Annotated in this window: 22 protein-coding genes; 11 read left to right on the forward strand and 11 right to left on the reverse strand. The window is 33.6% G+C overall.

Features of this window, described 5'->3' with window-relative positions:
• The first annotated feature begins 40 nt into the window (after window positions 1-40).
• From NG806_RS07785 to NG806_RS07795, 3 genes are all read left to right on the forward strand, one after another.
• Complete coding sequence (locus tag NG806_RS07785) at window positions 41-1,540, forward strand: S41 family peptidase (protein ID WP_261512591.1); 1,500 nt, start codon at window positions 41-43, stop codon at window positions 1,538-1,540.
• 12 nt (window positions 1,541-1,552) lie between these two features.
• The gene (locus NG806_RS07790) at window positions 1,553-2,386 is read left to right on the forward strand and encodes a helix-turn-helix domain-containing protein (RefSeq protein ID WP_261512592.1); all 834 of its coding nucleotides are present in this window, start codon (window positions 1,553-1,555) and stop codon (window positions 2,384-2,386) included.
• Window positions 2,387-2,447: 61 nt separating this feature from the next.
• On the forward strand, window positions 2,448-3,023 hold the full coding sequence (locus NG806_RS07795; protein ID WP_261512593.1) for a YkgB family protein: 576 nt from the start codon (window positions 2,448-2,450) through the stop codon (window positions 3,021-3,023).
• Window positions 3,024-3,056: 33 nt separating this feature from the next.
• Here NG806_RS07795 and NG806_RS07800 read toward each other — a convergent pair whose 3' ends face one another.
• Both NG806_RS07800 and NG806_RS07805 read right to left on the reverse strand, forming a co-directional pair.
• Complete coding sequence (locus NG806_RS07800; RefSeq protein ID WP_214831506.1) at window positions 3,057-3,650, reverse strand: hypothetical protein; 594 nt, start codon at window positions 3,648-3,650, stop codon at window positions 3,057-3,059.
• An 18-nt stretch (window positions 3,651-3,668) separates the two neighbouring features.
• Window positions 3,669-4,169, reverse strand: coding sequence for an RNA polymerase sigma factor (locus tag NG806_RS07805; protein ID WP_261512594.1), 501 nt, complete (start codon window positions 4,167-4,169; stop codon window positions 3,669-3,671).
• A 176-nt stretch (window positions 4,170-4,345) separates the two neighbouring features.
• Between NG806_RS07805 and NG806_RS07810 the strand changes: the two genes are divergently transcribed.
• Window positions 4,346-5,080 (forward strand): SDR family oxidoreductase, encoded by a 735-nt coding sequence (locus tag NG806_RS07810; protein ID WP_261512595.1) that lies wholly within the window; start codon window positions 4,346-4,348, stop codon window positions 5,078-5,080.
• A gap of 111 nt (window positions 5,081-5,191) precedes the next feature.
• Here NG806_RS07810 and NG806_RS07815 read toward each other — a convergent pair whose 3' ends face one another.
• Complete coding sequence (locus NG806_RS07815; RefSeq protein ID WP_261512596.1) at window positions 5,192-6,820, reverse strand: NADP-dependent glyceraldehyde-3-phosphate dehydrogenase; 1,629 nt, start codon at window positions 6,818-6,820, stop codon at window positions 5,192-5,194.
• A 170-nt stretch (window positions 6,821-6,990) separates the two neighbouring features.
• Here NG806_RS07815 and tpx point away from each other — a divergent pair, with 170 nt between their 5' ends.
• Complete coding sequence (gene tpx, locus NG806_RS07820) at window positions 6,991-7,563, forward strand: thiol peroxidase (protein ID WP_214831510.1); 573 nt, start codon at window positions 6,991-6,993, stop codon at window positions 7,561-7,563.
• Between the two features lie 69 nt (window positions 7,564-7,632).
• On the opposite strand, the gene NG806_RS07825 is transcribed toward tpx, so the two are convergent.
• The 8 genes from NG806_RS07825 to NG806_RS07860 form a co-directional block, all read right to left on the reverse strand.
• Entirely contained in the window at window positions 7,633-8,088 is a 456-nt protein-coding gene (locus NG806_RS07825; RefSeq protein WP_214831511.1) for a hypothetical protein, read from the reverse strand.
• A gap of 218 nt (window positions 8,089-8,306) precedes the next feature.
• Window positions 8,307-10,292 carry a urocanate hydratase gene (locus NG806_RS07830; RefSeq protein ID WP_261512597.1) on the reverse strand — a complete coding sequence of 662 codons (1,986 nt, stop codon included), beginning with the start codon at window positions 10,290-10,292 and terminating at the stop codon, window positions 8,307-8,309.
• Between the two features lie 119 nt (window positions 10,293-10,411).
• Window positions 10,412-10,834, reverse strand: coding sequence for an endonuclease domain-containing protein (locus NG806_RS07835; protein WP_214831513.1), 423 nt, complete (start codon window positions 10,832-10,834; stop codon window positions 10,412-10,414).
• A gap of 143 nt (window positions 10,835-10,977) precedes the next feature.
• Complete coding sequence (locus NG806_RS07840; RefSeq protein WP_214831514.1) at window positions 10,978-11,265, reverse strand: hypothetical protein; 288 nt, start codon at window positions 11,263-11,265, stop codon at window positions 10,978-10,980.
• A gap of 54 nt (window positions 11,266-11,319) precedes the next feature.
• Entirely contained in the window at window positions 11,320-12,294 is a 975-nt protein-coding gene (locus tag NG806_RS07845; RefSeq protein WP_261512598.1) for a 2-hydroxyacid dehydrogenase, read from the reverse strand.
• Window positions 12,295-12,375: 81 nt separating this feature from the next.
• The gene (locus NG806_RS07850; protein ID WP_261512600.1) at window positions 12,376-12,633 is read right to left on the reverse strand and encodes a prevent-host-death protein; all 258 of its coding nucleotides are present in this window, start codon (window positions 12,631-12,633) and stop codon (window positions 12,376-12,378) included.
• A 151-nt stretch (window positions 12,634-12,784) separates the two neighbouring features.
• The gene (locus NG806_RS07855; protein ID WP_261512601.1) at window positions 12,785-13,177 is read right to left on the reverse strand and encodes a DUF1801 domain-containing protein; all 393 of its coding nucleotides are present in this window, start codon (window positions 13,175-13,177) and stop codon (window positions 12,785-12,787) included.
• 2 nt (window positions 13,178-13,179) lie between these two features.
• Window positions 13,180-13,833: a protein-L-isoaspartate(D-aspartate) O-methyltransferase gene (locus NG806_RS07860; RefSeq protein WP_214831518.1), complete on the reverse strand. Its 654-nt coding sequence runs from the start codon at window positions 13,831-13,833 to the stop codon at window positions 13,180-13,182.
• A 160-nt stretch (window positions 13,834-13,993) separates the two neighbouring features.
• Between NG806_RS07860 and NG806_RS07865 the strand changes: the two genes are divergently transcribed.
• The 6 genes from NG806_RS07865 to NG806_RS07890 all read left to right on the forward strand — a co-directional run bounded on the left by NG806_RS07865 (window position 13,994) and on the right by NG806_RS07890 (window position 20,651).
• On the forward strand, window positions 13,994-14,956 hold the full coding sequence (locus NG806_RS07865; protein ID WP_214831519.1) for a Gfo/Idh/MocA family protein: 963 nt from the start codon (window positions 13,994-13,996) through the stop codon (window positions 14,954-14,956).
• A gap of 217 nt (window positions 14,957-15,173) precedes the next feature.
• Entirely contained in the window at window positions 15,174-16,904 is a 1,731-nt protein-coding gene (locus tag NG806_RS07870; protein ID WP_214831520.1) for a cellulase family glycosylhydrolase, read from the forward strand.
• A 66-nt stretch (window positions 16,905-16,970) separates the two neighbouring features.
• The gene (gene bla-A / locus NG806_RS07875; RefSeq protein ID WP_261512602.1) at window positions 16,971-17,849 is read left to right on the forward strand and encodes a CGA/CIA family class A beta-lactamase; all 879 of its coding nucleotides are present in this window, start codon (window positions 16,971-16,973) and stop codon (window positions 17,847-17,849) included.
• Between the two features lie 85 nt (window positions 17,850-17,934).
• Window positions 17,935-18,345 (forward strand): hypothetical protein, encoded by a 411-nt coding sequence (locus NG806_RS07880; RefSeq protein ID WP_214831522.1) that lies wholly within the window; start codon window positions 17,935-17,937, stop codon window positions 18,343-18,345.
• A gap of 19 nt (window positions 18,346-18,364) precedes the next feature.
• Window positions 18,365-19,255 (forward strand): 3-hydroxybutyryl-CoA dehydrogenase, encoded by an 891-nt coding sequence (locus NG806_RS07885; RefSeq protein WP_214831700.1) that lies wholly within the window; start codon window positions 18,365-18,367, stop codon window positions 19,253-19,255.
• Between the two features lie 79 nt (window positions 19,256-19,334).
• Window positions 19,335-20,651, forward strand: a complete 1,317-nt coding sequence (locus tag NG806_RS07890) for a hypothetical protein (protein WP_261512603.1) — start codon at window positions 19,335-19,337, stop codon at window positions 20,649-20,651.
• The last annotated feature ends 28 nt before the right edge of the window (window positions 20,652-20,679 follow it).

Raw genomic sequence — 20,679 nt, forward strand, 5'->3', positions numbered from 1 at the left:
TTATAAACACTTAAATTTGTTGGTTTTAAACACAAAGGCTTTGAAAATTTCATTAATTCTACTCGGACTCATTTTCCTGTGGTCCTGCTCTTCTGTCACAAATAGTGAGCAACAGGAACGACTTGTCATTCCTCCTGATCAGCTAAAAAAAGATATTGATTATGCTTATGGCAAATTAAAGGAAATGCATCCTCAACTTTATCGGTATACCACAAGAAAAGATCTTGACCGAAGAATTGACAGCCTTAAACAAACCATTGACACCCCTCTAACACCTGTTCAGTTTTATTTTAAACTACAACCTGTAATTACAACAATAAGAGAAGGACATCTTTCACTAACGATTCCTTTTGATAAATTAAAAAAGGATTTCCATGGGAAGAAATTATTTAATTATTTTAAATACTATATCAAGGGAGACCACATGTATATAGTGGAAAATAAGGATTCTATTCATCATATTAAACCTGGCACTGAAATATTAAGTATTAATGATGTTCCCATAACATCCTATATCAACAGATATAAAAAACTGATTAGCAGCGATGGGCAAAATACTACTTTTACACCCTATTATCTAAAAGATACTTTTTTTTACTTTTTCAGTATGGAAAATGGCTTTTTGGATCAGGTAAAACTTGAAACTTTATATAGTAATAAGAAACAAATCTATATTCTGGAAAGAGAAAAGCAAAATGAGGTGGAGCGAGAAAAATCCAGAAGTCAGACTACCGATAATAAAGGAGGCCTCCATTGTTCCACAAACAGAAATTTTCAATTTTTAGATCATGATAATTCTATTGCTTATATAAGCATAAAGAAATTTTCAGATAATAATTCCGATAAATTCTATAAAGAAACTTTTGAAAGAATTAAAGAAGCAAAGTCATCTTATCTTATACTGGATATCAGAAATAATTATGGCGGTTCCTTACAGGAGATCAACAATCTTTACTCCTATTTGGTTTCTGAACCTTTTACGCTGATAAAACCTTCAAGATTAAATTCTGGCTTTACCCCACTAAAAACCAATTATTTCAAAAAGAGCACACCTCTTGAGTATGCATTGAAAGGAATAACCTACCCAACCTATTTTTTTCTTAAAACCCTTCATACATATAAAGGAAAAGATGGTAAATTTTATTATAAAATAAAAGCTGATAAAGTTACCCAACCGAATAAAAATGCCTTTAATGGGAAAATCTATGTATTGATTAATGGTGGAAGTTATTCGGCTTCTTCTATTATCAGTTCTAAATTAAAGTTTGATAAAAAGGCCACACTTGTTGGTGAAGAGACCGGTGGTGCAAATGACGGAACTGTTGCAGGATTTTACTCTTATCAAATACTTCCAAATTCTAAACTGACCCTACCTATCGGTTTATTGCTGGTGAACCCAAATATCACACTTACCAACTCTCTAAGAGGAGTAATACCAGATATACCAATCAGTGAAACCTTACAGGATATTATTAATAAAAATGATGTTCAGTTAAACTGGATAAAGGATGAGATAGTAAAAGAAAGGGAAAACCGGTAAAGTAAGCTGATAATGAAAAGTACATTTTTTTCAGTCCAAAAATCAGATTCAGAATATTATAAAAATATTTTTAGCGATTCTTGTTATCATATCTTCTTATTTGAGGGCATTGGAAAGATTGTGATAGATTTCACAGAATATGATTTTAATGGGAAGATTGTTCTTTTCTCTTCGCCTTTTCAAAATATTCAGATCTTAAGTGATCATTCTATTGGTGTTGAAACCCTTAGTTTTCATAGTGATTTTTATTGTATAGAATTTCATAAAAAAGAAGTTGCGTGCAACGGTTTATTATTTAATAACATTTATCTCTTTCCTTATATTGGGTTAAACAAAGAGGTTTTTGATGAGATTTCAGAGTACTTTTCAAAAATTAAGAAAGTTGATCTTCAGGAGGATTTCTCGGAATCCATTTTGCAATCCTATCTTCAGCTCATTCTTGCCATCTGCAGTAAAGAAAAAAATAAAATACTTTCCGACAAGGATTTAGTTAATGATGATTTCAAAGAGTTAAAATATTTTCAGAATTTGGTGGAAAAGCATTTTATTGCTGAGAAAACCTTATCATTCTATGCAGATCTACTGAATATCACACCTAATACCTTAAGTAAAAAGATTAAATCACGCTTTAATAAAACACCTTCACAAATTATCCAGGAAAGAGTTATTCTGGAATCTAAAAAGCAGATTCACCTAACCCGTAAATCATTTAAAGAAATTGCGTTAGAACTTAATTTCAGCGACGAATTTTATTTCAGTAAATATTTTAAAAAACATACAGGTGTTTCACCTACTCATTTCCGCAAAGAAGCAGGTATTTCGATTGTTGCAGATTTGTACAAATAAAGTCCATAATCTTCCATTCCCTTGAGTATCCATTCGTTCTAATTTTGTCAAAAAAAATAGTATGATTGAATTCTTAGCCCACTCACAGAAAAACTTTATTCATATTTTAAGAATAAGTGTGTTCATCGTCATGGCGTGGATTGGAGGATTAAAAGCTTTTCATTATGAAGCTGAAGGAATAATCCCATTTGTTGCCAACTCTCCTTTTATGAGTTTCTTTCTTAATAAGAAAGTTTCGGACACTGATAATTATGAGCTTCATAAAAGCAAAGAAGGAGAGGTCATTCCTGATCATATAAAATGGCATGAAGTAAATGGCACTTATACTTTTTCTTATGTATTAGGAAGTCTTATTCTTGGTATTGGAATTTTAGTTGTATTCGGAGTATTCTTTCCTAAGATCGGATTATTATCAGGAATTTTAACTGCTGGAATGTCTATTATTACTCTTTCTTTTCTTATCACAACACCAGAAGTCTGGGTTCCTGATTTGGGTGGTCCAGATCATGGTTTCCCTTATCTCTCAGGAGCAGGCAGACTGGTTATAAAAGATATTATTATGTTTGCAGCTGGTTTAGTGATAGCATCAGATTCGGCAAAAAGTCTCTTAAAGCAGTCTAGTAAATTGACTATATAAGATTCTCGGCGGGCATTCTGCCCGCCGAAAATTTCACTTCTGAAACTCTAATAAGAGCTCTTCTATTTTCATAATATATTTACCATAGAATTTCTGAAACCACCATTTTCCAAGGAGATATAAAAAGAATAATCCAAATACGACAGAACCTATCAGAATGCTCGCTATTTTAAGATCACTTAAGGGTTGGGGCCGAGGGATAAATTCTAATACAATAATGATCTCACAAACAAGAAAAGGAACGAAACTCAGATAAAATGAGAGGTAATATTGTTTATTCAGATTGAACTGATGAAGTAAATCTTTTAAACCATCATAAGTCTTCATCACAGGATCGCCCATTTCCTTATATAGCTTAAAGAATTTATTAAAAAAAACAAAGGTAACCAGAGCCATGGAAGCCAATAGTATAGTAAGATAAAATTTAAATTTAAATGGTGCTCCGCATAACCAGACTATCACAAAACCAAAAATAAAAATTCCAATTGTGGAGAGAAACTCATGCCTCATATTTTTACGCATCCTTTCCAGAGGAAGATTAATCTTATTTTTATTTTCAATAGTGATTTCCGGTGTTTTCTCAAAAACATCATCATTCCACGTATTTTTTAGTTCATCTATATTCATTGTTATTGATTTAAAAAATTAGTATTTATTTGAGTTTAAGATATCTTTCAACTTATTTTTAGCGCGATTCATTTTTACTCTCACATTTCCGTCAGAGATTCCCATTTGCTCAGCAATTTCACGTCCGGGGAAGTCTTCCAGATAATAGAATATAAAAGCTTTATCTATTGGGTTTAACTGATGAATAGCCTGATACATTGCAGATAATTTCTCTTCTTTTTCATCATCATACTCATCTTGTACGATCTTGTAATTTGAAAAATCCTCATTAGCGATAAAACTTCTTTTCTTTTCAGATTTTAAAAATACGATCGCCGTATTCAAAGCTATTCTGTATAACCATGTAGAAAACTCACTTTGTCCTTTGAAACTTGGATATGCTCTCCAAACCTGATAGGTAATCTCCTGAAAAAGATCATCGCGGTCATCCTTATTATCCATGTACATTTTAGAAATCTTGAAAATGATTCCCTTATGTTTTTCAATTTTTTCTAAAAATTCTTGTTCTAATGCACTCATGGTTTTTAGCTCTATAGAGTTAGTGACACTTTAGTAAAAATGTTACAAGTATTTATGAAAATAATAAAAATACATCCACGCATTTAAAAAAGTTCAATATAAATTTCGTTTTTACCATTTGGTAAATAGAATGGTTTACAGTTACAAGAAATTTGTACCCATAAAAATAAGTAGTAATGATACCAACAACAAATTCTTTAGATGGAAAACATGTAATACTAATGGGCGGCAGTGCAGGAATAGGTCTTGCAACAGCAAAAGCAGCGGCCGAAAAAGGAGCTATAATTACTATTGTCGCTTCTAATCAACATCGTATTGATTCAGCATTAGCCCAGTTACCTGAAAATGCAACAGGTCAATCCGTTGACTTGAGTAAAGAAGAAAATATCCAGAATTTCTTCACGAATCAAACTTCCTTTGATCATCTTGTATATACTGCAGGTGAGAATCTTCAATTAACGAATATTAAAGAAACTTCACTTTCAGAAGCACAAAAATTCTTTACAATTCGGTATTGGGGTGCTTTGGCAGCTGTAAAATATGGCTCATCAAAAATAAATGCCGGAGGTTCAATCGTTTTAACAAGCGGAATTGCGGGTAACCGCCCTGGAAAGGGTTGGGGAATTGCAGCCAGCATTACCTCAGCTATGGAAGGTTTTACCAGAGCTATGGCAGTTGAACTAGCTCCAATAAGGGTTAATGTTGTATCTCCAGGTATTGTAAAAACAGACTTATGGGGAGCTATTCCGAAAGAAGCCCGTGAGGAGATGTATCAACAATATGCAGACAGTTTATTGGTGAAAAAAGTCGCAATTCCTGAGGACATTGCTCTTGCTTATATTTATCTGATGGAGCAAAGTTTTGGAACAGGAAATACGATTGTTGCAGATGGTGGTGGGGTTTTAGTTTGAACTGGCGCTCCGATTGCGTAATTCAAGTTCTGAAATTTGAGATTAAATTATAGAAAAACCGTACTAAGTTTAGATTTAGTACGGTTTTTATTTTGAATTTATTACTAATCTTTAGAAGATATAATCTGTACTTAAGAAATTGGAGTCATGGTCTCTTACGATTGTGTTCAACAATTCTTTATTGGATTCCGTAAGTTTGGCTGCTACTAAAGATCTTATGGAAAAAGAACGAAGGGCATCAAATACGGAAAGCGTTCCTTCAGCACTATCCTTTCTTCCTGTAAATGGGAAAACATCCGGACCACGCTGTGCCTGACAATTGATATTGACACGGCTTACAAGATTAACAAAAGGATCGATGAGTTTTGATACTTCATGTGGATCCTGACTGAAAATACTTACCTGCATTCCATGAGATGCATTCACTTGATAGTCGATAGGCTCGTCGATACTGTCAAAGGGAACAACTGGAATTACAGGACCAAACTGCTCCTCATGATACAGTTTCATTTCACTGGTAACAGGATACACAACTGCCGGAAAAACAAAAGAAGCTTCATTATAGCCACCATTCTCATTTAAAACTTTAGCACCATGAGCAATTGCATCATCAATACATTCTTTCAGATAAGGCGGTTTATTAACTTCTGGAAGAGGTGTTATTTTAACGTCTTTTTCCCAAGGTAATCCTGGTTTTAAGGCAGATACTGCTTTGTTCAGTTTCTCAGTAAATTCAGCTGCTACTTCTCTTTGTACAAATAACAGTTTTAGTGCTGTACATCGTTGTCCATTAAAGGAAAGTGCTCCTAAAATACATTCGCTTACTGCTACATCAAGATCTGCATTCTTAGTGATGATCGCTGCATTTTTTGCATCTAAACTTAAAATAGCCCGTAACCTGTTTACTTTTGGATGCAGCTTTTTCAATCCATTAGCTACCTTACTGGATCCGATAAAGGCCAGTACATTTACTTTTCCACTTTCCATGATCGGTGTAATAATTTCCGAACCTTTACCATAAAGTGTATTTACAGTTCCTTTTGGAAAAGCTTCTTTAAAAGCGTTTAGTAAAGGATAATGAGCCAAAACACCATGTTTAGGAAGTTTAAATAAAATTGTATTTCCCATAATTAAAGCCGGGATCAACGTCGTAAATATCTCGTTTAATGGATAATTAAATGGCCCCATGCTTAAAACAACTCCCAGTGGAGCTCTGCGAATCTGAGCAATCGTTCCTTCGGCCTGTTGAAAACGTGAAGATTCACGATCCAGATCTTTTAGTGCATCAATGGTCTGGTTGATATAATCTACCGTACGATCAAATTCTTTTGTGGAATCCGCCAATGTTTTTCCAATTTCCCACATTAGCAGTTTAATGACCAAATCACGTTGCTGGATCATTAAGTACACAAATTTTTGCATACATTTTATACGCCCTTCCACCGACATTGTCGGCCACTCACCCAGTCCGTTATCATACGCTTTTACCGAGGCTTCAAGAACTTCCATTGCATCTGCCGGACTGATGTTTGGAATACTTCCCAACAGCTTTCTTTCAAGCCCGTTTTCTGTACGTATACATACCGGTGAGTAGATATTCATGACCTCCCCTTTCCATTCTACCAATTCACCATTAAGAAGATAGGTCCGCTGGTGAATTTCCTGAATTTTAAATTCTTCAGGTATTTCGTTTTCGCTTTTAAAAATCTCGTGAAGGGATGAGTTATGTACTGAATCCATATTTTTTATCTTTTTAATAATTAAGTGTCAACTTTTGATAGAATAAAGGTAGACGTTACAATTGATTATAAAAATAGGTGATTAATAGATTCGGTCTATTTAAAGACTGTTTGAATTAAAATTAATATTTGAATCTAAAAAAAGAATAATTTTGTTAAAAATAAAATTCAATGTTTTCAAAATTAATTTTCAGCGCATTATTATTTTTCTCTGTATCACATTTCGCTCAAAATACTAAAGCGGAAAATACGATTATGATGGGAGGAAAACCAGTACATACTTACTCGAAATTACCGGCCGTAGATAAAGCGGCTCCGAAATTTACGCTTGCAGATGTTGCTATGAAAGATCAAACACTAGATTCTTACAAAGGAAAATTCTTAATTCTTAATATTTTTCCAAGTGTAGATACAGGTGTCTGCTCGGCTTCTGTCCGTCATTTCAATGAAGATGCGGCCAATCTTCCAAACACAGTGGTTCTTTGTATTTCTAAAGATCTACCTTTCGCACAGAAAAGATTTTGTGGTGCTGAAGGCATAAAAAATGTAGTGATGCTTTCAGACTTCCGTTCTGACTTTGGGAAAACCTATGGTGTAGAAATTACAGATTCCATGATGAAAGGTCTTTTGAGCAGAGCTGTTGTTGTGATCGACCCTTCGGGAAAAATTGTTTATGAAGAGCAGGTTGCAGACATTTCACATGAACCTAATTATGAAGCAGCGATTAAAGCCATAAAAAATTAAGCTTCTATTCTTACAATAGTTTAAAAAAAGCTCCAGCGATTTTCAATCGCTGGAGCTTTTTATTCATATCTAATCTCCATCACATCCTATTCCATTAAATTCTTTGCTGGAATAATGCAGGAATAATAAGGCTAAAGCATCATCTACAGAATCATCCATTTCAATACTAAAAAAAGGATTTTTAAACCATTTTTTATGCGTTTGGATATCTATCAGCAATTTTTTATGTTCGAACAGTTGCATTCCTTTACCAAATTTAAAGTGACAAACCTTCGTATTATCGCCTGTTTTCACAATCCTGTCTTTACCAAAATCTGTGTAGTAGATCACTTTTCTACCGTCTGAAAGTTCTATGTCATTCCATAGAAAACCTACATTTTTGATATCATATCGTTTGGAGTCACACATAATGTATTTCTTCCAGGGGATAATTTTATTCACCTCCACAATTTTTCCTATTTCTGAATTACTTTCTGAAAACAGGGTTAATTGTCTCTTTTCGAATTTTGCAATATATCTTTTCAAAGGCTTATTTTAAAATTAAACGGTCTTTTGTGAAAAGTTTATAAAGCTAAAATCTCCATGATAGACAAGGCTCAATTGGCCTTTCTGATTACGAGTTACATCACTCCGCCATTGACAGCTAGGTTTCGGTGCCGAAATTTTCATTATTCTATTGTTTTGTATAAAAATAAAAAAACTTTGCAACAAGCAAAGCTTTTTATTGAATATTTTTTACAAAATTATAATAAATTATCATCAACCATATTAGGAAGCGTTACTTTTAAGTTTGGCTCTACTTCCATAGCTCTCTTTATAGCGAAGATTGCTCCTTCATTTCTTGCCCAGCTTCTTCTTGAAATACCATTATTAACATCCCAGAAGAGCATAGATTTCAATCTTCTGTCAGCCTCATCACTCCCATCCAACAACATTCCGAAACCACCATTGATCACTTCTCCCCAACCAACTCCACCACCATTGTGAATAGAAACCCAGGTTGCACCACGGAAACTGTCACCAATTACATTATGAATTGCCATATCAGCTGTAAATCTTGATCCGTCATAAATATTCGAGGTTTCTCTGTAAGGAGAATCTGTTCCCGATACATCATGATGATCTCTTCCCAATACTACAGGTCCGATTTCACCACTTTTAATAGCTTTGTTGAATGCTTCTGCAATTTTCATTCTTCCCTCTGCATCGGCGTAAAGAATTCTAGCCTGAGAGCCAACAACCAGTTTATTTTCCTGAGCTCCTTTGATCCATTGAATATTATCTTTCATCTGCTGCTGAATTTCTTCCGGAGAACCTTGCTGTATCTCTTCCAGAATCTGGCAGGCAATAGTATCTGTCTTATGTAAATCTTCAGGCTTTCCACTTGTACATACCCAACGGAATGGTCCAAAACCATAATCAAAACACATAGGCCCCATAATATCCTGGACATAACTTGGGAATTTAAACTCCCTCCCCAAAGTAGGATTTTCCGCCATTACATCTGCCCCCGCTCTGGAAGCTTCTAATAAAAAGGCATTTCCATAATCGAAGAAATAAGTTCCTTTTTCAGTATGTTTATTAATAGCTGCAGCATGTCTCCTTAAAGTTTCCTGAACTTTTTCTTTGAATAATTCAGGATTCTCAGCCATCATAGTATTAGATTCTTCGAAACTTTGTCCGACAGGGTAATAACCTCCGGCCCAAGGATTGTGAAGTGAAGTCTGGTCTGAACCGATATCGATTCTTAAATTTTCCTGATCAAATTTCTCCCAGACTTCAACGATATTTCCTAAATAAGCTAAAGAAACAGTTTCCTTATCTTCCTGAGCTTTTCTTACTCTGGCTACCAATTCATCAAGATTTTCATGAATTTCGTTCACCCATTTTTGATCGTGACGGATTTTCGTGATCTTAGGATTAACCTCAGCACATACGGTAATGCAACCGGCAATATTCCCTGCTTTTGGTTGCGCTCCACTCATTCCTCCCAATCCAGAAGTCACGAATAAACCACCCTGAGTTTCTTTTTTAATTTTTCTGAAAGCATTCAGCACCGTAATCGTTGTCCCATGAACAATACCTTGTGGTCCGATATACATATAGCTTCCGGCAGTCATTTGTCCATATTGAGAAACCCCCAATGCATTGAACTTTTCCCAATCGTCAGGTTTTGAATAATTAGGAATAACCATTCCATTGGTTACCACGACCCTTGGTGCATCTTTGTGAGAAGGAAATAATCCCATTGGATGCCCTGAGTACATGGTCAAAGTCTGCTCATCTGTCATCTCAGACAAATATTTCATCGTCAAAAGATACTGAGCCCAGTTTTGGAAAACAGCTCCATTTCCACCATATGTAATTAATTCATGAGGGTGCTGCGCCACGGCATAATCCAGATTATTTTGAATCATGAGCATAATAGATTTTGCCTGCTCAGATTTTCCAGGATACTCTGATATTGAGCGAGCTTTCATTTCATAATCCGGGCGAAAACGATACATATAGATTCTACCGTATTTTTCCAGCTCTTCTTTAAATTCTGGTATTAGCTCTGCATGAAACTTCGGTTCGAAATAACGTAAAGCATTCTTCAAGGCAAGTTTTTTCTCTTCTTCACCTAGAATTTCTTTACGTTTTGGTGCATGATTAATATTAGTTTCGTATGGTTTGGGTTGCGGCAACTGGTTAGGAATACCTTGTTGTATTTGTTCTTGGAAAGTCATATTTATATTAAAGTTCTTCGTTTAAAATTCAAAGTTTTAAAGATATTCAAATTAGAAAATATAATGCAAAGAAAACATAAAAAATTCCCCTCTTTTACTGGTATGGATCTCAAAATTAATTAGATTTCAGAGGCTGGTACAGATCCAAAATGCAGAATAATAAAACTTTCTAATTCTCCCATTACAACAGTAAGGTTATTTTTGATGGCTAAGTCCGTAATTCTAAAAACTTTTAATCCTAATGATTCTAAAAATTCTTGTCTTATACTATCATAACCTTGTTTTGAATCTTCAATTTCTACAACCAGGCCTAAATTATTCACATAAAAATCTACAATATAATTTCCAATGATTTTTTGTTTATCAAAGTCAATTTTATGAAATGATCTGGCACGAACCAGCATCCAGAAAAGCACTTCACTTAACATCCCTGTTTTGCGCTTATTTTTTAGGAGAACTTTCAGTTTTGGATTATAGGGTAAATTATCAACGAAATTTATCTGAATAGGGATTTCATTGATATGTGTAAGAATTTGATTCATGTTATGTTTTTATATGGATGTCACAGCTTCTCGTTCACTTGACAGGTATTTCAAAAGACCAGAATTTTCCATCTTCTAAGTTAAGAATTAAAAACCCAGGATTGAGCAAATAAAAAACCTTACTCAATTGAGTAAGGCTGGTTTTATGTAAGTACATCATCATTTTCTTCTTCATGATCATCATCATTATCACTGGTACTCCAATAATTATTCTCTTCATCTTCTGAGCCGATTTCCTCCATATCATCATCTTCATCTGCACCTGGAACATCAAGATCCATATCATAATCTTCCGCATTCTCATCGATTATTGGATTTCCGTCCCCATCCAACGGAATATGTTTTTCTTTATTAAAAAAGTCTTCATTAGGATTATAATCCATTTCTCTTAACTTTCTATTTTGCTCGTTGATGTTGTCTTCTGGTATCATACTATTAGTATTTAAAGTTAAATGTTATAGAACAAAAATAATTCCAAGTTTCATTTAATTATGGTAAACTTCAGGATTCACACAATGAATCATCTTCTCCCCTTTTGAAAATGCAATGATATTTTCCGCGGCAACTTTTGCCATTCCGTTTCTGGCCTCAATTGTTGCTGAACCAATGTGTGGAAGTATACAAACATTAGATAATCCTAATATAGGGTCATCTTTTAGAATTGGTTCCGGATTGGTAACATCTAAACCAGCCCCCCAGATTTTCCTTGAAACTAATGCTTCATATAAATCTGTTTGATTATGAAAACCACCTCTGGCTGTATTAATGAAGATAGCGTTAGGTTTCATCCTCTCAAAAACCAGGTTATTAAAAAGATCTTTCTGCTCAGGTACAAAATTAGCATGAATGCTTAAAACATCGGCTTGTTCAACCAGCTCATCAAAAGAAACGTATTTTGCATTCAATTCTTTCTCAGCTTCTTCATTATGACTTCTATTATGATAAATGATACTCATATCGAAAGCTTTCAGAGACTTCTTTGCCATTTCAAAACCTATTCGTCCCAATCCGAAAATACCTAAAGTTTTCCCGTACAATTCCTGACCTAAAGCATGCAAAGGATCAAAATCACCCCAATTTCCTTCTTTTACTTTCTGAAAATTATAGCTGGCTCTTCTTGCTACCGATTGCATCAATAAAAAAGCAACATCGGAAGTCGCCTTACTTAATACATCTGGTGTATTTCCAATAGGTATATTTCTATGATTAGCTTCCTTTATATTTACATGATCAAAACCTACAGAATATAGAGCAATTGCTTTTACATTTGGACATTGTTCAAAAAAATCTTTATCAAATGAATGATTTCCTACATTTAAAATAGCATCTGTATTTTTACAATAGCTAAGCCACTCTTCATGAGATAAGTTATCATTTTCAGGTATAGTTATTTCTAATCCTGCATCTTCAAGCATTTTTATTCCAATTTCCGGAATTCTTTTATTAATGAATACTTTCATTGTTTAATATTTATACATTTTTTAAATAAAAAACCTCACTCCTTATATAAGTGAGGCCATAACTTTATTATTTAAAAATTATTACTTATCTTCTGATTGTTCTTTATTCTTATCCCAGTCCCCGGAAGTCATTTCCTGAATCTCATTCCAAACATCCTTAGCTGATTTTTGCGTGTGGTTCATAAAACTCTTTGTAGTTTCCTGATTTTTGCTTTTCATATCATTTACATAATCCTTTGCCTGCTGAGCATATCCATCAAGACTATATCCTGGATTATTGGAGATATTTTTCTGGATATTACTAAAATCGTGTGATGATTTAAATCTGTTTGTGTCCATAATAATAAGATTTAAGTGATTTCGTCATAAGAATACTTCAATTTCTATTCCGAAAAACACCTCCGTAATATTATTTTTAATGAACAATTTTGGTGATCTCCTCTAAGAAAAGGATTATAGAATTATTGAAATTTTAAATCAAAATTACAGTTTATTTTAACCGAATCAATTCTCCTTTTCTTTTAACAATATTTTTATAATCCCATTGGATTTGTCGAGATTTTTCAAGCCATCTTTTCAAATCATCTTCACTGATTTCCTGTTTGGAAGTATATCTTTTCTCTGCTGCCTTAAAAGTTCCTTCTATTTTTAGACCTTCCTCACCAAAGGACTGTCCACTCCAAAATAGCAGACGCACAGAATCTTTTAATTTACTATATCCCACAATAGGATTTCCATCCAGAAACCATACAGGATGCCTATGCCAGATTTTATTTTCTGCATCCTGTAATTCAGCATCAATAATAAGAGATAGCTGTATACAGATTTCCTGATCTGACTTCGACTGTGTATTATTATAATCTGTAATATCAGGATGTATCATATTTATGTATTGGTATTATTAAGCATTGGAACAAATTTATATGCTCCGAATTCCTCTTTTTCAATTTCAGTCGGAGAAATTTTTGTGAACCTATATAAAACCTGTTCATCGGTTGGACCCAAAGGAATAACCATTTTCCCACCTACTTTTAACTGTTTCAACAATTCTGTTGGTAAGACGGATGCTCCACAAGTAACAATGATCTTATCAAAAGGGGCAAACGTTGGTAGTCCGGCAAAACCGTCACCAAAGCTTTGAAATTTTGGAAAAAGATGAAGCTCTCTAAATTTTTTCTTCGAAAAATCAAATAAATCCTTTTGTCTTTCAACAGTGTATACCAAACCTTTCATAGCCAATAAAACAGCAGTTTGATATCCACACCCTGTTCCGATTTCAAGTATTTTTTCTCCCGGTGTCACCTGTAAAAGTTCTGATTGCTCAGCAACTGTTGAAGGATGAGAAATAGTTTGATGTGCGAGAATTGGAAAAGCACGGTCTTCATAGGCAAAATCTTCAAAAATACTTTCTATAAAAAGATGTCTCGGAACTTCATTCATTGCCGAAAGTACATTCTTATCCGTAATCCCAATTCTTTGCTGAAGGTATTCAACTAAGATTTTTCTTTTTCCTTTATGTACAAACGAATCTTGCGTCATTAGATAGTAGTTATTAGGTTGCAGGTACTAGTTTATCACAAAAATAAGGATTAGATTTTAGATTTCAGGAAACAGCAGGAATTTTTGCTGATTAAAGTCAAAAGTGTTTATATCTAAAATCTCGTACCTAATTTATATCTTTACAAAAATTAAAAAAGCTATGTTGAAAGCAGGTTTGGTAGGTGCCGGACATTTGGGGAAAATACACTTAAAACTTCTCAATCAATCAGATAGGTATGATTTTGTAGGTTTCCACGACAAAGATGTAGAAAACGGAAAAAAATTAGAAGCCGAATTCGGTTACAAATATTTCGAAAATTTTGATGATCTATTGGACCAGATTGATATGCTGGATATTGTAACACCAACGGTTTATCATTATGATTACGCTCTGAAAGCGATCGAAAAGCGACTGCATTTTTTCATTGAAAAACCTGTTACCCAAACGCTTCAGCAAGCAGAAGAAATCCTTTATAAATGTCGTGAAAATGGGATTAAAGCCCAGGTAGGACACGTTGAGAGATACAATCCTGCTTTTATGGCAACTAAAGAATACATCAAAAACCCAATGTTTATTGAAATCCACCGATTAGCAGAGTTTAATCCTCGTGGAACGGATGTTTCTGTTGTATTGGATCTAATGATCCATGATCTGGATATTTTATTGAGCATGGTTAAATCTAAAGTAAAGGTCATTCATGCCAGTGGCGTTTGTGTGGTAAGTAAAACTCCGGATATTGCAAATGCACGAATAGAATTTGAAAATGGATGTGTTGCCAATCTTACGACTTCAAGAATCTCTATGAAGGCGATGAGAAAAAGTCGTTTCTTCCAGAAAGATGCTTATATCTCCGTTGACTTCCTTGAGAAAAAAGCAGAGGTGATCCGCATGAAAGATGCTCCTGAAGTACCTACTCCATTTGATATGATCATTGAAAATGCTGATGGAGAAAAAAATCAGATTTTATTTGAGTATCCAAACATCCAGCCCAATAATGCTATCCTTGATGAATTAAATTCGTTTGCAGATTCTATTACACAAAATAAAAATGTAGAAGTATCATTGGAAGATGGAACTGAAGCTTTGAAAATCGCTTTGGAAATTATGAAACTGATCAGCTAGATTATATAGATTGTAGTTTTCAGAAGATCCTAATACTTCATTTCTGAATATGATGATTATCATCTACAAATAATATTCAGCATAAAATTTATTCCTCTTTAAATAGTTCACCTATTTAGAGAGGAATTTTAATTTTAATTCAATAATTTTTAAATATATTTGTGATTACTAAACATTTAATTCTAAAAGTAATCCCATAATCTTATAAAATCAAACTATGAAAAGAACCATCCTACTATCCGCACTTTTATTGTCTCAATTTGGGACATCGCAATTATTAAAAACAAATGGTCAAAAAATCGTTAATGACAAAGGTGAGAATATCCAGCTTAAAGGCTTAGGTTTAGGAGGATGGATGTTGCAGGAAGGCTATATGCTTAAAACAGCAGATTTTGCAGGTCCACAATATAAAATCAAACAGAAGATTTCTGAGCTTATTGGAGAGGATGGAATGAATGAATTCTACAAAGCTTATCTGAAGAATGGAATTACAAAACAAGATATTGATTTTCTTGCTAAATCAGGATTCAATTCTATCAGACTTCCAATGCATTACAATCTGTATACTTTACCTATTGAAAAAGAGTCAGTAAAAGGCCAGAATACATGGTTAGAAGAAGGTTTTAAAATGACAGATGATTTATTAAAATGGTGTGCAGACAATAAGATATACCTTATCCTCGATCTTCATGCAGCACCTGGAGGACAAGGAAACGATGTGAATATTTCTGATAATGACAAATCAAAACCTTCACTTTGGGACAGTGAAGAAAATCAGAAAAAAACAATTGCCTTATGGAAAAAACTTGCTGAACGATATAAGGATGAGCCATGGATTGGAGGTTATGATCTCATCAACGAGCCAAACATCAACTTCACAGGGAAAAACCCAAATGGAACGGATGAAATGTCAAATGCTCCTCTCTGGAAATTACAAAAGGATATTACCACCGCTATCCGGGAGGTTGACAAAAAGCACATTATTATCCTTGAAGGAAATGGCTGGGGAAATAATTACAACGGATTGATACCACTTTGGGATAACAATATGGTTTTCAGCTTCCATAAATATTGGAACAATAATGATGATGCCACAATAAAAGGCATTCTCGAGCTAAGAGAAAAACACAATATACCGATCTGGTTAGGTGAAACAGGGGAAAACTCTAATGTGTGGTTTACAGAGTTGATACAGTTGATGAATAAACACAATATTGGCTACGCTTTCTGGCCAATGAAAAAGATTGACAACACAGCGGGTATTGCCAATGTAAAGATCACTCCGGAATATCAGAAATTGCTGGATTATTGGAAAAACGGTGGTGAAAAGCCATCAAAAGAAATGGCAACAAAAGCTTTAATGAAGATTGCTGATAATTATAAATTCAATAATACTGAAATTAAAAATGATGTTGTAGATGCTATGTTCAGACAGACAACGGATGACTCTACGAAACCATTTAAAAATCACAATGCACCAGGAAGGGTTTTTGCTACAGATTATGATTTAGGAAGGATGGGTTCCGCGTATATGGACAATGATTTCGTTAATCTCTGGGTAAGTGATCCTGCTAAAAGGTCTGAATGGAATGCTGGTCATCAAATGAGAAATGATGGGGTTGATATTTATCCATGTAACGATAAAATCACTAATCAATACTATGTAGGAAAGACAGAAAAGGGAGAATGGATCCAATATACCATCAATAGCAAAACAGATAAAAGCTATACTTTCGACATCAGATATGCAAGTGGTAGTGAATCTAAAATAAAAATCTCAGATGCATCTGGAAACGAATTAGCAAGTGTTTCATTGTCGTCCACAGAAGGTAAAGATAAATGGAAAACAATTTCAGCTAAAGGTATCAACCTGAAAAAAGGTGAAAACAAAATCAGGATCGTTTTTGAAAATGATGGTGTAAATCTCAACTATTTTGAAGTGAAATAATAATTATATTAAATTACAAATCCCTTTTTAAGTTCTAAAAGGGATTTATTTTTTAAATTTACTGCTATGAAAAAAGCAGGCTTATTATTTCTTTTTATTTCGGCATTTTCCTTTGCACAAACAACAGCTCTGGAGCAAACTATAAATTCGATTGTTAATAACAAAAATGCTACAGTAGGAGTTTCTGTCCTGGGAATTGAAGATCCCTTCAACTACAATAAGAACGGAGAGAAAAAACTTCCGATGCAGAGTGTTTTCAAATTTCATATTGCCAGTGCCGTTTTGGACTTTGTAGATAAAGGAAAGTTATCATTACACAAGAAAATCTTAGTGAAAAAGTCTGACCTTCTTGATGATACATGGTCCCCATTACGAGAGAAATATCCTAATGGTAATATCGAACTTCCACTAAGTGAAATTATCGACTTTACAGTCGCTCAGAGTGATAATAATGGCTGTGATATCCTTTTGCGCTTAATTGGTGGAACCGCTACTGTTCAGAAATTTATGAATTCCAAAGGAGTTAAAAATTTCCAGATCAAATTCAATGAGGAAGAAATGCACAAAAGCTGGGATGCACAATATGAAAATTATAGTACAACCAATTCAGTTGCAGAAGTTTTAAAAAAGTTCTATCAGGGAAAACTACTCTCTAAAAAATCTACTGATTATCTGATGCAGGTAATGCTTGGAACAAAAACGGGAACGAATAAATTAATTGAACAGCTTCCAAAAAACACCCCTATTGCTCATAAAACGGGTTCTTCGGGAAAAAATAAGAATGGACTGACTGGTGCTGAAAATGATATGGGAATTATCACATTATCTAATGGGAAGCATTATGCAATTGCTGTATTTGTAAGCAACTCAACTGAAACAGATGTTGTAAACTGCAAAATTGTTTCGGATATTTCCAAGGCCGTTTGGGATGATTTTAATAAGTAAATTTTAAAGCTTAATTTTAGGACAAAGAAAAAGACTACAGGTAATCGGTAGAAAACTTTGCTTAAACTTAACTCAATGTATTAAAATGAAAAAAACAGCCATACTTCTAAGCATTTTTTGTTTTACATTCTTTTTTTCACAAAAGAATCAAAACTATTTGCAAGTAGGTTACGCAAGTATTTGTTGCGGAACTCCTTCCGAACAACCTGTTATCAATTACATATCTCAATTTCAGAAAAAAAACAAGACCAAACCCTTTGAAATATACAGACAAAGTGGCTTAGGAAGAGAAGGCGAGTTTAATCTATATATAGGAATTGATGCCTTATCAAAAACTAAAAAAAGCAATTTTATATCAGGTCTGAAAACAGCTGTTTCATTACAAAACATGAAAAAAAATAAAAGCAGTGAAGGAAATGTGAATTTTGATGAAACACAAATTCTTACAAAAGCTGATTTAGCAAATTCAAGAAATTTAACTATCTATAAAAAATAATTTAATTTAAGGAAAAATGATCAAAAACGTTGTAGTTATCGGAGCTGGAACCATGGGAAATGGTATTGCACATACTTTTGCGCAAAGCGGATTTAAGGTAAACCTGGTAGATGTATCTCAAGATGCTTTAGATAGAGGATTAAAAACCATTACCACCAACCTCGACAGAATAATTGCAAAGGGCAACCTTACAGAAGAACAAAAAGCAGAAACTCTAGGAAATATAACCACTTTTACTGAACTTAAAAATGCTGTTGGATCAGCAGATTTAATTGTAGAAGCGGCTACTGAGAATCAGGATCTGAAATTAAAGATCTTTGGACAAATGGATGAATTTGCTCCTGAAAACTGTATTCTGGCAACTAATACTTCTTCTATTTCTATTACAAAAATAGCAGCTGCAACAAAAAGGGCTGATAAAGTGATTGGTATGCATTTTATGAATCCGGTTCCTATTATGAAATTGGTAGAAATTATCAAAGGCTATTCTACTTCTAAAGAGACTTTTGATATCATCTATGATATGAGTAAAACATTAGGAAAAGTTCCTGTGGAAGTTAATGATTATCCTGGTTTCGTTGCCAACAGAATTCTAATGCCAATGATCAATGAGTCTATTGAAACTCTTTATAATGGTGTTGCCGGTGTTGAAGAAATTGATACTGTAATGAAGTTGGGAATGGCTCATCCAATGGGTCCTCTCCAATTAGCAGACTTTATTGGTCTTGATGTATGTCTTGCAATTCTTAATGTAATGTATGACGGTTTTAAAAATCCTAAATATGCTCCAAATCCATTATTGGTAAATATGGTGATGGCAGGAAAACTAGGTGTAAAATCCGGTGAAGGGTTCTATGATTATTCTGAAAGCAAAAAAGCAGAGAAGGTTTCAAAAATGTTTTTAAAATAGTTTTAAATACATAAGTTGTACGTTATATCGCGATATGGCTAAAAATACTTATAATCGTTAATCAACGAACTGCAGCTTAATGAAAATTAAAGAAAAAAATATTCAGATATCATTGGTCATCATTACTATAGTGATGACCATTTTACGTTTTTTACTCAACGAAAAAGGCAGGGTAAATCCGGACTCGATCCGTTACATGAGATTTGCACATGTGTTTCCAACAATTGATAATACAACCACTCCATTGGGATATCCTTTAAGTATTAAGTTTTTTACTTATTTTGGTTTTGATGAATTCTGGAGCAGTAAACTTGTTGGAATTCTGGCCTTCCTATTCATCGTTATTTTTTCTTGGAAAAAGAATTTTTATCCTAAGGAATCCATTGTTATCAGTGCTTTGTTCAGCTTTATTTCGATATATGCATATACGATGAGTGAAGCATTGATCCTTCCTTTCGTATTTCTATTCTTATACACCGCTCATTTAATTATCATTGGAAAATTAAAGAAATGGAAAGCCATATTCTACCTTTCTTTATCTTTAATAGCACTATATAATATCCGTTACAGTTCATTATTCATTATTGGTGGAACCGGACTTTTTGGATTAATGGTTTGGAAAAAAAAATATGCTAAAATATTTATAGTCTCAGCAATGATAGGATGTATTTTCATCGTTGCCTATAAGTTTCTATTTTTAGATTATTTTAATGAAAGCTATATCAATCAATTTCTGGAAATGGGATTACATCCTACTTCACAACTGTTAAAAGAATTATTTCAAGGGCTTACGACCTCCTTCAACCCGTTTATTCATATGGCAGATCCGGGTGGCGGATTGATAAATTATGCAATTTATGGAATTGGCCTTCTCAATATATTGTTGATGGTATTTCTCTTTGTAAGAAGCAAACTTTCAGAGACGGAATTTTTCTTTATTGGTATTGGTATTTCAGGTATTATATGTTCTTATTTTGTCCAATATTTTTACTCTGTAAATCCATTAGATTATAGATTAATTGCGCCATTCAGCTTTCCGATCTGGTTGGTATATTTCAAAAAATTATTTAGCCTTTTTGATATTAAAGTATATGTAATTGGAGCATTGAGTTTATTATCTGGTGTCTTTTTCACCTGGCTTTCGAAAGGAAACTATCTTGAAAACAGAAAGAATATAGAACAGTTTTTACAATCCGAAAATTTAAAGAATATCCCTATTAAATTCTATATTGAAACTGAAGAAGATCTGGAAAAAATACAAATTGCGGAGTTAATAAGCACGGTAAATCCTAATGTAAGTCTAACTTTTAAGCCAAAAGACACCTTACAAAAAACCACATTAACGCGATATAAAGTTTTACAAAAAATTAGAATCGACAAGAACAAGTATCAATAATTTTATTATCTTTGAGAAAGTTAAAATA

Source organism: Chryseobacterium paludis, from assembly GCF_025403485.1.
Lineage (GTDB): Bacteria > Bacteroidota > Bacteroidia > Flavobacteriales > Weeksellaceae > Chryseobacterium > Chryseobacterium paludis.